Below are 13346 nucleotides of genomic sequence, written 5' to 3'. Positions count from 1 at the left end.
TGCTGCAAAGCATTCGTCTGAGCCTCAGGAATACAAGGGGCTGATGATCAGTGAAGCAGTTTCGGCTGACGCGCCCCGTCCTGGGCCGGCCGCTGCTGCACAAAGACCTTCGCTTCTCGCGTCATCCGGTCGAGACGTTGATCGCGTTCCTTCTCGGCCTCCGCCATCGCTCTTTCTCCATGCTGTTTGAGCAGGTAGGCATGGATTTGCCGCACCTCAACCGAGCTGTAGATCGGCGCAATGTCCATCACCGCCAGGAGTCCTTCAGTGCCGTGATCACGGGTGTTCATGACCACATGCGGCCCGCGTGTACCCAGCACCTGAAAGCCCAGCGACTCGAAATACGGCACCTTGTCGACCACACAGTACAACTCGGCATGCGGATAGCGACTGATCATTTTGTCGAGCATCGCGCGTGCAATACCCTGACCCCGATGACTCTCCCGGACCGCCAGGTAGGTAACGGCACATGCGTTCGGATCGTTCTGCACGGGCAGATAAAGCAGGAAACCCAGCACGGTTTCAGGGTCATCGTCATCCAGTGCCACGATCAGTTCGACGGCCATGCTGCCGGAGCCATCCATTGCATTGAGGTACAGATGCACCTCATAACCAACGCCATACTGATAGAGGTTGTACAGCGGATTGCCCGGCGCGATGGCCACCAGACTGATGTCGGTGACGTAATCGACCACCATCTGCTGGATCTGGCTACGAATGAATTCGGGTGGCGGGCTTTGCAACAGCATGACGGTAGACATTGAACGTCTGGCTCCAAGGGGTAAGGCGTGCCTGAGGCGGGTAACGCGCCATGATACCGCGTCAGGGTGTGGAGAGCAGATCGCAGTCACCGCAGGCCAGAACAGGATTGCCGTAGTGTGTTGTCCATGACGGTCTTATTTCCTACTGCGCTGTCACCCACGGTCGCTTGAACTTCATTCCACCTCTAAAATAATATCAACACGCCATCAACCCAATAATAAAGTGTGACTTAAACTGGCACGCCCGTACTGAAACTTACAAGACTACTATCAAAAATCCAGCCATTAATCGACACTCATGATTAAGGTGATGCAACCCTGATAACGCTAATCAATGGAAGCAACCACCAGATCAAATAGAATTTAAATGCATTAAAATTCAACAGGTTAAAGAATTACGAGCATCATAGAAAGTACAAGAAAAACATTTTTAAATTCCCGCATCGCTGATGTTAACGGCGCGGGTTATTCCCTCTAAGCTGCGTCATCGCGCGGTTCCCGCTCCCGCTCAATATTTATCTTAATCACCCCGATTGATTTTTATAATCATCGACTTCCCTCCCGCGCGCCTAACATTGCCCGGCCTACTAAAAAAATATGAGGGAATCAAAATGCCGTTATTAAACTGGTCCAGAAACATGGTTTGTTTAACTGCAGTCGGCCTTATCAGTATCCCGACTGCCTACGCAGCCGATACCCTGACCCGCGACAATGGCGCGGCAGTGGGAGATAACCAGAACTCCCAGACCGCGGGTGCCCAGGGTCCGGTATTGCTGCAAGACGTGCAGTTGCTGCAAAAACTGCAGCGCTTTGACCGCGAACGCATCCCTGAGCGTGTGGTGCATGCTCGTGGTACAGGCGTGAAAGGCGAATTTACCGCATCGGCGGATATCAGCGACCTGAGCAAGGCAACCGTTTTCAAATCCGGTGAAAAAACCCCGGTCTTCGTGCGTTTCTCTTCCGTGGTGCATGGTAATCACTCGCCTGAAACCCTGCGTGACCCTCACGGTTTCGCGACCAAGTTCTATACGGCCGACGGTAACTGGGACCTGGTAGGCAACAACTTCCCGACGTTCTTCATCCGCGACGCCATCAAGTTCCCGGACATGGTTCACGCCTTCAAACCAGACCCGCGCACCAACCTGGACAACGACTCGCGTCGCTTTGACTTCTTTTCCCATGTCCCGGAAGCCACGCGCACCCTGACCCTGCTGTACTCCAACGAAGGCACGCCAGCCGGTTATCGCTTCATGGACGGCAACGGCGTACACGCTTACAAACTGGTCAACGCCAAAGGCGAAGTGCACTACGTCAAGTTCCACTGGAAAACCCTGCAAGGCATCAAGAACCTTGACCCGGACGAAGTGGCCAAGGTCCAGTCCAAGGACTACAGCCACCTGACCAACGACCTGGTCGGCGCGATCAAGAAAGGCGATTTCCCGAAATGGGACCTCTACATTCAGGTGCTCAAACCTGAAGATCTGGCCAAGTTCGAATTCGACCCCCTGGACGCCACCAAAATCTGGCCTGACGTTCCCGAGAAGAAAATCGGCCAGATGGTCCTGAACAAGAACGTCGACAACTTCTTCCAGGAAACCGAGCAGGTCGCCATGGCGCCCGCCAACCTGGTGCCAGGCATCGAGCCGTCCGAAGACCGTCTGCTGCAGGGCCGGGTGTTCTCCTACGCCGACACCCAGATGTATCGCTTGGGCGCCAATGGTCTGAGTCTGCCGGTCAACCAGCCTAAAGTAGCCGTGAACAATGGCAACCAGGACGGCGCGCTGAACACCGGCCACACCACCAGCGGCGTCAATTATGAGCCGAGCCGTCTGGAACCGCGTCCTGCCGAAGACAGTGCGCGTTACAGTCAGCTGCCGGTCAGCGGCACCACCCAGCAGGCCAGGATCACCCGCGAGCAGAACTTCAAGCAGGCTGGCGATCTGTACCGCTCGTACAGCCCGAAAGAGCAGACCGATCTGGTTCAGAGCTTCGGCGAGTCGCTGGCGGACACCGATACCGAAAGCAAGAACATCATGCTGTCGTTCTTGTACAAGGCCGATCCCACCTACGGCACCCGGGTGACCGAAGTGGCCAAAGGCGATCTGAGCAAAGTCAAATCGCTGGCTGCCAGCCTCAAAGACTGATGATCTGATGTCCCGCCCCTGCGCATGCGTGCAGGGGTGGTTCAGACCCGGAGAACGCCAGTGAGAACCTTTCTATACGGGCTGCTGCTGTTGAGCGCCGTTGCTCAGGCAGAACAACCCACAGCGGCGCAGCCTCTTGATGCGCAACAGACCGCAAACCAGTTGCGCACGCTGTTCTTCGATGCCTCTCGCGAAGGCAATAACCCCATGCTGGATACCTTCATCGAAGCGCATTACGACCTCAACGTTCGGGACGAACAAGGCTACACCGGCCTGATCCTCGCGGCCTACCATGGTCATGAAGATTCCGTCGTGCGCCTGATAGACGCTGGCGCCGACCCTTGCGCCAAGGACAACCGCGGCAATACTGCGCTGATGGGGGCGATTTTCAAGGGTGAGCTGAGCATCGCCAAACGTCTGGTGCAGGCCGACTGCGGAGCAAACCTGACCAACAATGCCGGCCAGACTGCCGCCATGTACGCAGCGCTGTTCAAGCGTACCGAAGTGCTCAAGGAGCTGACTGACAAAGGCGCCGACCTGAGCCTGCGCGATAGCATGGGCAACGATGTGCAGGGATTGTCAAAAGGCGAATTCCAGGCGCTGCCGACGCGCTGAGATTCAGGGCCGGCAATCGGGATGACTGATGCAACAGAAAGCTTTGCGCGATCAGCCCTCGCGCTCGATCATTTCGTAGATGCGGCTGGCAAACGCTTCCATGGTGAAGGGCTTGGTCAGCACCCACATGCCCGGGTCAAGATGACCGTTACCAATGATCGCGTTTTCGGCGTAACCGGTGATGAACAGCACCTTCAGGTCAGGCCGGACGACGCGTGCGGCATCGGCCAGTTGTCGGCCGTTCATGCCCCCCGGCAGCCCGACGTCGGTGACCAGCAAGTCGATACGGGTATCGGTTTCCAGCACTTTGAGCGCCGATGCACCCTCGCCCGCCTCAATGGCGATATAGCCTTCATCCTGGAGCACTTCGGCCACCAGCATGCGAATGGTCGGCTCGTCGTCGACGATCATCACGGTGCGCGAACTCTGAGTACGCACGTCCCCGGACGCCTCCACAGCCTCGACCTCTTCCGGCGCGCCCAGGTAATGACGCGGCAGGTAGAGGCACATCGTGGTGCCTTGATCAGGCTCCGAATAGATACGCACCTGCCCGCCGGACTGACGTACGAAGCCGTAGACCATCGACAGGCCCAACCCAGTGCCTTGCCCCAGCGGTTTGGTCGTGAAGAACGGATCGAAGGCGCGGTTCATCACCTCAGGGGTCATGCCCGTGCCGGTGTCGCTGACGCACAGCGACAGGTATTGCCCCGGCGACAGATCGCGGCTCTGGGAGCCGCGCTCATCAATCCATTTGTTGGCCGTCTCGATGGTGATCCGCCCGCCTTGCGGCATGGCGTCACGGGCATTGATGCACAGGTTGAGCAGCGCGTTTTCCAGTTGCGGCGCGTCGATGAAGGTTGACCACAACCCGACCGATGTCACCACTTCCACCGTAATGTGCGGCCCCACGGTACGACGGATCAATTCTTCCATACCCGCCACCAGTCGATTGATATCGACCGGTTTGGGGTCCAGCGTCTGGCGCCTGGAAAACGCCAGCAGGCGATGGGTCAACGACGCGGCCCGCTTGGACGCGTCCTGGGCAGCGGCCACATAACGATCGATTTCGGTGAAGCGACCCTGGCTCAGGCGGCTCTTGAGCAGTTCCAGAGATCCGGTGATACCGGTCAGCAGGTTGTTGAAATCGTGGGCGATACCGCCGGTCAACTGGCCAACGGCTTCCATTTTCTGGGACTGGCGCAAGGCTTCTTCGGCCTGACTCAGTCGGTCCTGCTCGCGCCGTCGTTCGCTGACATCGTAGGCAAACAGGTAGGCGCCGATGGGCTGGCCATCGGCGTTGCGCAACGTGCTGTAGCGCATTTCGAAATGACGGGCGGGGTCGGTCGAATCGGGAAAATTCACGCTTTCCGCAAACTCCTCGCCCGACAGCGCTCGCGCCCAGCGCTGACGCATCCCCGCCTTGCTCTCGGGCCGGTCGTCAAGCCACTCAAGCATGTTGTCGCCCACCTTGGGCCGAACGCCGAACAGACGTTCGAACTCGCGCGCTGCCGAGCCGTTGATGGCCACCCAGCGATAATTCAAGTCAATCACATGAATGAAGGCATTGGTGCCGTTCACCACATCGGCCAGCACGTTACGCTCGGCGACAGCCTCGACAACGCGGGCTTCGAGGGTTTCATTGAGTTGCTGCAGAGCACGCTCGGCACGCTTGCGTTCGGTGATGTCCTGAAACAGCACGGCCACCTGCTTGCGACTGGCAGGTTCAATGCGAAAAGCAGTCAGGGCCAGAAAGCGTCCGGTCGCCTCAAGCTCACGCTCGAAACGGATAGGCTCGCCGGTGGCCAGCACCTTGCCGTAGAACCGCACCCAGTCATCGGCCTCTTCGCGAACCATCTCGCGCAGCTTCTTGCCGACCACGTTGGGAATGCCGGCGTGGTACTCGTAGGCCGGGTTCGCTTCGACGTGAATGTAGTCACTGAGCGGGCCATGCGGACCGTCAAAAAACTCGATGACGCAAAAGCCTTCGTCCATAGCGTCGAACAGAAAACGGTAGCGTTCCTGAGACAATGCCAATGCATGCTCGGCGTTGCGACCATCGACACTCAGTCGTTCTTTGAGCAGGGTATTTTCATCTTCCAGCGCCTTTAATCGGTTCTGGAGATCTTGCAATTCAGTCGGGGTCAAAGCAGCGGCACCTGGGGAATGATCGTCGCCGTTTTCCCATTCAACAGGCCGGCATGAGCACGCTACGAGAAAAACGCCTCGCTGGCAAAAGTAATGGCAATTTGCTGCGCAAAAAAGCGGTGAAGAGCGATGATCGGTGCCCATGTTTCACACGCAACATCTCGACTGGATGTACGGGTCTCTACGCGGGCAGGCCGATCATGACGCTGCGGTCACCTTTATGAGTGCACACAGGTTCATCAGTGTGCCATCGCATGTCTGCGCAGCCACTCATCCACTACCTGCCCCATGCTTTTGGGTGTGTCGTCGATAATCCACGCCATGAAGGGTCTGTCGAACCTGAACTGCGAACCGCACTGCTCGGTCATGAAACGCCGCACGTTCTGAGTATTTCGATAGTGCGCATCTACAGCGGTGTCGCGGGTAATCACATCGCTATGCCAGTCGAATGCCATGTCCGATTCATCCATAAAGGAAACGCGATCTGTTATAGCGCGATTCTGACGTAACCACGAGTCAGGCGCTGTTCACATGAGAGCAAAAGCCCTTCACTGTAGGTAATTCGTCAGTTCATTTCAGGCCCTTGAATGGACATTTCTCTTTCTCTTGAATGAAATTTCCGAGAAAACCCTGCCCCCTTGCGCCAACCCGCCACGCCCTCTCGCCACCCTCGAACAATCCCTGAACTACGACGCCGAACTGCTCTGCCGCGCCGCTGCCACAACTTACGAAAGCGGCGACCGTCTGAGCGGAACCGATCGCCAGTTGGCGTTCGCGGTCACGCATCTGGTCGAACTGGCCAAGACCGTGAACGACCTCTGGCTGAGCGGGGTCGAGATCGAGATCAGCGCGTAAGATGAGGTCGTGGCCCGTGAGCGCGCATGCGTTTGCGGGCCAACGACAGAGATCTCCATGACGAAACCGGGCACACCTGCAAATACAATCCGCCTGCGCTAAATATCGCTCCCAAGGCAAGGGTACAGCCGGTCCACATCCGTGCCACCTGCAGGCGATGTATCAACTCGACCATCAGCTTTCAGATAGATATGCGTCTCGTGCCACTTGGGATCGATTCGAACACAGTCGCTGATATTCCCGTTGTCCCACCAATAGACCTCCATGAAGAAGTCCTCGCCCTCATAAATCGCTCCGTAATCACCCGTCGTTTCGCCCGGAAGCAAACGGCGTTTGAATGTACGATGATGGGTATTCCAGATATAACTCAACTCGCTCGTTGCGCTTTCAGAGTAATGAAGCGTCACACTTGGCGTAGAGACTTGCCACACCGCGAAAGGTGAAAGCAGCATCAGGAATTTGAACCTGGCGTCCATCAGCGTGTGTGGTTCGAATTGTTGCAATCATGAAACCTAATGCCTTCGCCCCAGGCTTCGGGGCTTACCGACATGACGCTTTTCATCACCTGGCTTGCACTAACGCCATCAGGACAACATGTGTATAAATCAACTCCGATTTGAATCGAGATCCGATCAGGTGCATCGTCCCAGGCGCGAAATCCGGTGATATCATCTGAGCGATGAGGGCCAGGGTTCTTTTTCCAATTCTGCATTTTGCGCAAGGTATCAGAACCTATTTGCTCCAAACCGGCTCCGTCCAGCAGGAGTTGTTCAGACAACCCAGCAGCCATACCCACGTATCCGTAATGAATATTCGACCAGATATCATGAAAATACATGTAGGCACCCTGTTTATGCCAAGCACGTCCGCGATACATCTTTCTTATCAGCGATTTGTGGTCCCAGGGTCTATTTTGGCCAACTTTTTCCGTCCACATCATCAACGCAGCAACCTTGTAGGTGTTCCCCATCACCTGTGGATTATTTGCACTTCCTACCTTGGAATACCAAGGTAACTCCATCCACTTCCGCGTTTCCTCTGCAACGTCATAATCAAGCAGTTTCCTCATATTCAACACGACGGCATGGCACCGATTGCGGTTGATTTCTCCAGCGATATAACAAGACAAATCATTCAGCTCATCAGGATGAATACAAGTCACCGCGACATATCTGCGTCCTGATGCTTGTCGGAGTCAACCACCGCACCAGCCGCCTGCGCCTTAAGAAGCAACTCCGGATCGCTCACCAGTTCACTCAAACGCGACTCATCCAAAGTGCCGTCGTCACGCAACATCCCAAGCCGCGAAAAATTCACCACACGGTCCCCACCGTCAACACCCGCGTTAAACCCACCCACCACATCCGGGCTGCCGTTGACGATCATTCCGCCATGGCTGCTGGGGCTGCCCAGATGGGCCATGGGGCGGCCGTTGACCAGTATCGACGGGAAGCCCGCGACGATAACAGCGCCGCAGGCACAGACGTCGCCGACCCGCGCGACGTTCATGGCGTTGGCCAGTACATCGCTGGAGGCCGTAACGATAGGTGTCGGGATGTGACCCGGAATCGGGCAGACGTGCAGGTCGCCCTGGCGTGCGGAGGGAATCATGCGGGGTCCTTTTGTTCATCACGCAAACCCTGCGCAGATGCAGGGGGTGATGAAGCTAAAGGAGATACTCAAGGGGATCTGTCAGACGCTTCTGAGCCTTATGCAGGAAACCTTACAAACCTAGGCGGGCAGGCCGTTTCAAAGGTCAGCTGTCGTCACAACCTCTATCCGGTCACGGTGTTGCTTGGCGCGATACAACGCCTTGTCGACGGCGCTCAGCAGGCGCTCGAAGCTGGGGTGATGATCCACGGTGGTTTCGGCAAGCCCGGCACTGAACCCAATACGTAACGGCAGGCCCGGTTCCAGCTCGCGGGCCTTCAGTACATCGCGCAATCGATCAAGAAAATCCTGCGCCTGCCGGGCACTGGTGCGCGGGAACACCAACAGAAACTCTTCACCGCCCCAGCGCACAAAAATGTCGGGGCTGCGCTTGAGCGTGAACACGGTCTGGGCAAAGCATTGCAGTGCCGTATCGCCCACCGCATGACCAAACGTGTCGTTGATGACCTTGAAATTGTCCAGGTCGATCATGGCCACCGCCAACGGGTATTTGCCACTTGAGGCATGGGCCCATTCCCGGTCCAGCGTGGCAGCAGCACCGCGGCGGTTCATTGCGCCGGTCAGCGCATCGGTGACGCCCAGCGTGTAGAGCTGCATGCGCAGTTGCTCTTGCAGCATCAAGGCGAAGCTCAAGGTAAAAAGGAACGAGACCATGAAGTCCATGGCCAGCGCGCCTTTTGAAAGCATGTCAGGTTCGTCGAATGGCAGCGGACCAATGGGTTCGATGATCAGTTGCAGCGCTGAAGAACCATGAAAATACATGACCACCGCCTGCCCGGCCAACAACCCCCACGCTCCGCGATAACGGTCCTTCAACCCCAGGGACACCTTGAACTGATAGCCGATGACCAAAAGCGCCATGAATGAAAACCACGGCAGCAGCCAGGAAGTACTGAGGATCAGCACGGCGATCACGCAGTAAAGCAGTGCCGGCGTCAGCACCACGGTGGCGTAAAAATAACGGTCACCGGTGCGCTCGTGAAACTGGATCAGCGCCGCTGTATGGCAACCGATGGCCACCAGCAGCAAGCCGGTGCTGGCCAGCAATGCCTGCTCCGGGGAAAAGATACCGAGCCAGGCATAATCGGGTGCCAGCAGGCCGGGTTGAAGCATGTCCGCCACGCGGTAGGCGGTCAACACCAGGTCACCGGCCAGCCACCAGTAGAGCGGCGCATTACGGCGGCTCAGGCTCATGCAGGACAGACACAGCAGAATCGCCGTCATCAACCCGAACGGCGTGATGAGCAGCAGCAAGGTGAAAGGATCGTTCAGGAGCATGGGGCGACTTCATGGTGGGGAGTGCTTGCGACGGCGGCATTATGGCAGACGGCTATCACTTTGACTCATCGCCTGCGATTGGCGGCGCAGGCGTGGCTGTGCCCCTGCTTACTCCCCGGCAAACGGCACCAGCGAATCCAGCAACCACGACCCCGCAGGTCCCAGGCTGCGTTGAAAGGACCAGATCACGTCCACCGCCGAGCGTCTTGGCCAGCCGGAAACCTTGAGTTCCTTCAACAGTCCACCCGAGTAGCGCGACACCAGCCAGCGCGGTAATGCCGACCAGCCGAAGCCAAACGCGGCCATGTCCATCAGCAACAGGTAATTGGGCGCTGACCAGTGCCGGTGGCCACTGGTCGGCAAGTCGTCGGTGGGAATGCTTTGCTCGACCAGTGTGTTGAGGCGTAGTGCCCGGTAGCGCGCCAGTTGCTGATAATCCACCCGCTCCAGCGCGGCCAGCGGGTGGTTGTGCGAGACGAACAGACCGAAGTCCGCGCTCTCGTCGATGGTTGCATGGCCGATTTCGGGCGGATAACTGGCCTGTGCCGAAAGCAATCCCAACGACGCCCTGCCCGACTGCACCAGGCTGATCGCATCGCCGTGCTCGGCGAACACACACTCCATCTCAAGCTCGGGAAAGCGCTGATCCAGTTCAGTCATCAGCCGTTCGAAATCGGCAAACTGGTTGGCATCCGACAGCACCAGCGTCAACCGCGGTTCGACGCCTTCGACCAGTCGGCCAGCCGCCCGGCGTAACCGGTCGGCCGCGCACAGCACGTCGTCAACCCGACCGAGCATCACCTTGCCTGCCTCGGTCAACACCGGCTGGCGCGAGGAGCGATCAAACAGCTCCAGGCCCAGATCAATTTCCAGCCGGGAAATCGCTTCGCTGATGGTCGACTGGCTCTTGCCCAGACGACGCGCAGCGGCGCTGAACGAGCCCAATGCCGCGATCTGCGCGAACGCTTCCAGTGCTTCAGGTGAGTAACTCATGGTCGCCTCTATCGGTTTTGCCGATGGTAATGATTTTCAGCTTAACGCAATGACCGATGATAATGCGGCCACGAATGAGCAAAAAGGACAGACGCGTCATGAGTCGCACCGTCAAAACCACCCGGGACCAGACTGAAGTACCGAGCAAATCCATCAAGGAGCGCGCGCTGCACGCCACCCTGTTCGAAGTGGGCGGCGTCATTCTGGTCGCGCCACTGCTCGCCTGGTTGATGAACCACTCGCTGGCAATGATGGGTGCGATGACGATCATGATCTCCACGGTGGCCATGCTCTGGAACATGGTTTACAACGCTCTGTTCGACCGCCTGCGGACCCGGTTCGGCTTCGCCATGACCCTGCTGACCCGCGCATTGCATGCGATGGGCTTCGAGGCCGGGTTGATTCTGGTGGTCGTGCCGCTGGCTGCATGGTGGCTGTCGATCAGCCTGTTCGAGGCCTTCCTGCTGGATATCGGCCTGCTGCTGATGTTCCTGCCGTACACCATGCTGTTCAATTGGGCCTACGACAAGGTACGTGAGCGGGTCTCGCAGCGCCGTCCTGCGAAATGCGAAGCGCTTTGAGGACCAGTCATCCATCAATCCCGCAGATGCGCAGCATCAAAACGTCTGGCTGGATTATCGGCTCGCCACTCAAGCACACTGTCAGCCCACGACCACGGCAAAGGACCCGCAATAATGGCGACTGAAATACTCAAACTGGCTGCGTTCAGCGACGGGGATCAGGGTGGTAATCCGGCTGGCGTATGGATCGGCGAAGCGTTGCCCGACGAGCAGGTCATGCAGCAGATCGCCGCTGAGGTCGGATTTTCCGAGACGGCATTTGCAGCACCTGTCGACGATGGCTGGCGGGTGCGTTACTTCTCGCCGCTGGCGGAAGTGCCGTTCTGTGGTCACGCGACCATCGCGCTGGGTGCAGCACTGGCGGCTCGGGAAGGCGACGGAGTGTTCAACCTGACACTCAATCACGCGCAGATTACCGTCGAAGGCCACGCGCAGGGCTCGCTGACCTCGGCGGCGTTGCAATCACCTGCAACCCACAGCAAGCCGATCAGCACACAGGTGCTGGACGAGGCCCTGGCGCTGTTCGGTTACACCCATGACGATCTGGATCAGCGTATCCCGCCTGCTCACATTAATGGCGGTGCCGGGCACCTGATTCTGGCGTTGAACAGCCGGGCCAGGCTCAAGGCCATGCACTACGATCAGCAAACCGGGCATGACCTGATGGTTCGTGAAGGCTGGGCCACGATTCTTCTGGCCTATGCCGAGCGCGAGCAGTTTTTTCATACCCGCAATCCGTTTGCCTTCGGCGGCGTGTACGAAGACCCGGCGACCGGCGCGGCGACTGCGGCACTGGGCGGCTATCTTCGCGACATCGGCTGGCCGCATGGCGGAATGATTGACGTCCTGCAAGGCGAGGACATGGGCAGCCGCTCGCGCCTGCGTGCCGAGATACCGGAACAGACCGGCAGTTCGATCCGCGTGTCGGGCATGGCGCGCAGGCTCTAGGGTTCAGGTCCGCAACTTGCTGCCGCCCACCGCCACGCCCAGCAGCATGACAGCCACGATCATGAAGGCGATTTCAAGGCTGCTGACATGGGCGATGAAGCCGATGGCCGCCGGCCCGATCAGGATCCCGGCATAACCCACCGTGGTGATCGCCGGGATTGCCACGCTTTGCGGCATGGTTTTCTGTCGTCCGACGGCGCTGTAGCAGACCGGCACGATGTTCGAGCAGCCCGCTCCCACCAGTGCATAGCCCAGTAACGCGGCTTCCCACGCAGGGATCAGCGTGGCCACAGCCAGGCCAGCCGCCGCACAGAGCCCGCCGAGAATGATGACCCGATTGGAGCCGACCCGTCGTACGATTGCGTCGCCAAACAGGCGCCCCAGTGTCATCGTCACCGCGAATACTGCGTAGCCCAGACCAGCATAGGACGCTTCGACGCCGCGCAGCGAGGTGAGGAACACCGCACTCCAGTCCAGCATCGCGCCTTCGGCCAGAAACACCGTGAAGCACAACAGCCCGATGAAGAGCACCACACCATGCGGGATCGCGAACGCAGGTCCATCGGAGCGGCTGCCGTAAGACAGCAGATTGGGGGCGGCCTTGGCCAACGCCAACAGTGTCAGCGCAACCACCACCAGCATTGAGGCAAACGGCGAAATACCCAGACTGAGCAGGCCGCTGACCCCGGCAGCACCGACGATACCACCCAGACTGAACAGGCCATGAAAGCCTGACATCATGGTCTTGCCGCTGGCTCGCTCGACGATCACCGCCTGCACGTTGGCCGTGCAGTCCACACCGCCCATACTGGCACCGAACAGAAACAGCACAGCGATCAGCAGCGGCAGGCTCGACACCGTTGCCAGCAGCGGCAGGCACAGGCAGATCAGCAGTGTCGAGCAGACCAGCAGACGCCGGCAACCAAAACGCGCCGCCAGCGCCCCGGCCAGCGGCATGGCGATGATCGAACCCACCCCCAGGCACAGCAGCAGCAAGCCCAACGTCCCTTCGTCGAGCCCCATCCGCTGCTTGGCGTAAGGCACCAACGGCGCCCAGGACGCCACGCTGAAACCTGCGATGAAAAACGCAATGCGCGTCGAGGACTGTTCGGCCCGAGCCTTGGCATCCTGGGCTACGGTGCTGAAAGAGGTCATGCATGCTCCTTGTGGAAACGGTTTGAAGGCCACGCGCAAAAGAGCCGGCCAGCGCGACAGACTAACAAAGCTGATGGATTAACCAAACGCCTGTCCTCAGACAGCGCCCGGCGCATGGCAAAAAATGAGGGGCTGGTCTAGATTTCCCCTCCCACGGCCCGTTGCTGCAAGATTCGGCGGGGAGGCCACGAAGACACCCA

At 58.5% G+C, this 13346-nt stretch carries 12 protein-coding genes and 1 pseudogene; 5 read left to right on the top strand and 8 right to left on the bottom strand.

Annotated features, from left to right (window positions below):
* Window positions 1–47: 47 nt before the first annotated feature.
* Window positions 48–761 carry a GNAT family N-acetyltransferase gene (locus BUB69_RS09515; RefSeq protein ID WP_073165167.1) on the bottom strand — a complete coding sequence of 238 codons (714 nt, stop codon included), beginning with the start codon at window positions 759–761 and terminating at the stop codon, window positions 48–50.
* 638 nt (window positions 762–1399) lie between these two features.
* Here BUB69_RS09515 and katB point away from each other — a divergent pair.
* Both katB and BUB69_RS09505 read left to right on the top strand, forming a co-directional pair.
* A complete protein-coding gene (katB, locus tag BUB69_RS09510; RefSeq protein ID WP_163032229.1) occupies window positions 1400–2905 on the top strand; it encodes a catalase KatB in 1506 nt (501 codons plus the stop codon).
* Window positions 2906–2965: 60 nt separating this feature from the next.
* Complete coding sequence (locus tag BUB69_RS09505; protein WP_073165161.1) at window positions 2966–3520, top strand: ankyrin repeat domain-containing protein; 555 nt, start codon at window positions 2966–2968, stop codon at window positions 3518–3520.
* Window positions 3521–3571: 51 nt separating this feature from the next.
* On the opposite strand, the gene BUB69_RS09500 is transcribed toward BUB69_RS09505, so the two are convergent.
* Window positions 3572–5665 (bottom strand): hybrid sensor histidine kinase/response regulator, encoded by a 2094-nt coding sequence (locus tag BUB69_RS09500; RefSeq protein WP_163032228.1) that lies wholly within the window; start codon window positions 5663–5665, stop codon window positions 3572–3574.
* 239 nt (window positions 5666–5904) lie between these two features.
* Window positions 5905–6120, bottom strand: coding sequence for a DUF6434 domain-containing protein (locus BUB69_RS09495; RefSeq protein WP_073165158.1), 216 nt, complete (start codon window positions 6118–6120; stop codon window positions 5905–5907).
* A gap of 151 nt (window positions 6121–6271) precedes the next feature.
* Between BUB69_RS09495 and BUB69_RS09490 the strand changes: the two genes are divergently transcribed.
* Window positions 6272–6520, top strand: coding sequence for a DUF6124 family protein (locus tag BUB69_RS09490; RefSeq protein WP_342744029.1), 249 nt, complete (start codon window positions 6272–6274; stop codon window positions 6518–6520).
* A gap of 98 nt (window positions 6521–6618) precedes the next feature.
* On the opposite strand, the gene BUB69_RS09485 is transcribed toward BUB69_RS09490, so the two are convergent.
* From BUB69_RS09485 to BUB69_RS09470, 4 genes and pseudogenes are all read right to left on the bottom strand, one after another.
* Complete coding sequence (locus BUB69_RS09485) at window positions 6619–7023, bottom strand: hypothetical protein (RefSeq protein WP_245825271.1); 405 nt, start codon at window positions 7021–7023, stop codon at window positions 6619–6621.
* Window positions 6996–8131 (bottom strand): annotated as a pseudogene (locus tag BUB69_RS09480) (polymorphic toxin type 44 domain-containing protein). Before BUB69_RS09480 ends, BUB69_RS09485 begins: the two are co-directional and overlap by 28 nt.
* A gap of 138 nt (window positions 8132–8269) precedes the next feature.
* On the bottom strand, window positions 8270–9469 hold the full coding sequence (locus BUB69_RS09475; RefSeq protein WP_073165152.1) for a GGDEF domain-containing protein: 1200 nt from the start codon (window positions 9467–9469) through the stop codon (window positions 8270–8272).
* Between the two features lie 108 nt (window positions 9470–9577).
* Window positions 9578–10462: a LysR family transcriptional regulator gene (locus tag BUB69_RS09470; RefSeq protein WP_073165149.1), complete on the bottom strand. Its 885-nt coding sequence runs from the start codon at window positions 10460–10462 to the stop codon at window positions 9578–9580.
* A gap of 98 nt (window positions 10463–10560) precedes the next feature.
* On the opposite strand from BUB69_RS09470, the gene BUB69_RS09465 reads away from it, so the two are divergent.
* Both BUB69_RS09465 and BUB69_RS09460 read left to right on the top strand, forming a co-directional pair.
* Window positions 10561–11043: a multidrug/biocide efflux PACE transporter gene (locus BUB69_RS09465; protein WP_073165686.1), complete on the top strand. Its 483-nt coding sequence runs from the start codon at window positions 10561–10563 to the stop codon at window positions 11041–11043.
* Window positions 11044–11157: 114 nt separating this feature from the next.
* A complete protein-coding gene (locus BUB69_RS09460) occupies window positions 11158–11991 on the top strand; it encodes a PhzF family phenazine biosynthesis protein (RefSeq protein ID WP_073165146.1) in 834 nt (277 codons plus the stop codon).
* 3 nt (window positions 11992–11994) lie between these two features.
* Here the strand turns inward: BUB69_RS09460 and BUB69_RS09455 are convergent, their stop codons facing one another.
* The gene (locus BUB69_RS09455; RefSeq protein ID WP_073165143.1) at window positions 11995–13146 is read right to left on the bottom strand and encodes an MFS transporter; all 1152 of its coding nucleotides are present in this window, start codon (window positions 13144–13146) and stop codon (window positions 11995–11997) included.
* Window positions 13147–13346 lie beyond the last annotated feature (200 nt).

Origin of the sequence: Pseudomonas asturiensis (genome assembly GCF_900143095.1) — a bacterium.
GTDB classification, from domain to species: domain Bacteria; phylum Pseudomonadota; class Gammaproteobacteria; order Pseudomonadales; family Pseudomonadaceae; genus Aquipseudomonas; species Aquipseudomonas asturiensis.
The sequence above is the reverse complement of the archived record's forward strand: the minus strand, read 5'-3'. Positions and strand labels throughout refer to the sequence as shown.